Consider the following 1,232-nt stretch of genomic DNA (forward strand, 5'->3'; position numbering starts at 1 on the left):
TGAAAGTTCTATAATGAAGTTAGCCACCTTACCTTAGTCAAGAATTAGATGTTTCACTATGTTTGAGTAAGTTGATGATTTCATTTGATAACAGGTTTGAAGCTGTTAGGCTAGGTGGCCAAGGCTAATCATAGCCTTGGTTTAGCTGAAAAAACAGGTTCAAGGGTTCCTGTTGTCAAATGAAATGTGATTTAAGGTATAAGAAAACACCTCTGTGCTATACTTGTTGTTCACCACAAACACAAGGAAAGGCACAGAGATGCAAGAACATTATACCCCAAAAGGGAAACATTTGACAATAGATAACCGTCGCTTGATTGAACGGTGGAAGAATGAAAATAAGTCCAATCGTGAAATTGCAGGCTTGTTAGGAAAGGCGCCTCAAACGATTCATAATGAAGTCAAAAGAGGTACAACTTTACAACAAGTGAGAAAAGGGCTATACAAAAAGGTCTATTCTGCCGATTACGCACAAACTGTTTACCAATCTAATCGAAAACGGTCGGTGAAAAAGTTAATTCTAACAAAGGAAATCAGAGAGAAGATCTTACACTATCATAAGCAAAAATTTTCGCCTGAAATGATGGTTAAGAAGAAGCAAGTGAAAGTTGGTATTTCAACCATCTACTACTGGTTTCATAATGGTCATTTAGGATTGACGAAGACCGACATGCTTTATCCCAGAAAAAGGAAAGGTGTCAAGAAGCAAGCTAGTCCGAACTTTAAGCCGGCAGGTAAATCTATCGAAGAACGTCCTGACGTTATTAATCTTCGCTTGGAAAATGGTCATTATGAAATTGATACCGTCCTACTGACTAAGATAAAAAATTATTGCCTGTTAGTCTTAACCGACCGGCGGAGCAGACACCAAATTATAAGGTTAATTCCAAATAAAACTGCTGAATCTGTCAATCAGGCGCTTACGTTACTATTAGGGAAGCATCGTATTCTGTCCATTACTGCAGATAATGGTTCGGAGTTCAAACGATTGTCTGAGGTATTGCCTGAGGAACATATCTACTACGCACATGCTTACTCTTCATGGGAGAGAGGTTCAAATGAAAATCATAATCGATTGATTCGGAGATGGTTACCTAAAGGAACCAAGAAAACGACTCCGAAAGAAGTAGCTTTTATCGAAAATTGGATTAACAACTACCCTAAAAAATGCTTGGACTACAAGTCGCCAAGTGAATTTCTTTTGGGTGGCTAACTTCAACTTGAAATTTGGG

1 protein-coding gene is annotated in these 1,232 nt (G+C 38.3%); it reads left to right on the forward strand.

The annotated features are described in order from the left end of the window. The first annotated feature begins 259 nt into the window (after positions 1-259). On the forward strand, positions 260-1,213 hold the full coding sequence (locus K5Q29_RS10580; protein ID WP_105139085.1) for an IS30-like element ISSpn8 family transposase: 954 nt from the start codon (positions 260-262) through the stop codon (positions 1,211-1,213). Positions 1,214-1,232 lie beyond the last annotated feature (19 nt).

Origin of the sequence: Streptococcus sp. 2018037 (assembly GCF_019754195.1) — a bacterium.
Classification (GTDB): domain Bacteria; phylum Bacillota; class Bacilli; order Lactobacillales; family Streptococcaceae; genus Streptococcus; species Streptococcus hashimotonensis.

Bases quoted from the DNA above. Each gene is read 5' to 3' on its own strand.
- K5Q29_RS10580 (WP_105139085.1), top strand. From the start codon at position 260: ATGCAAGAACATTATACCCCAAAAGGGAAACATTTGACAATAGATAAC.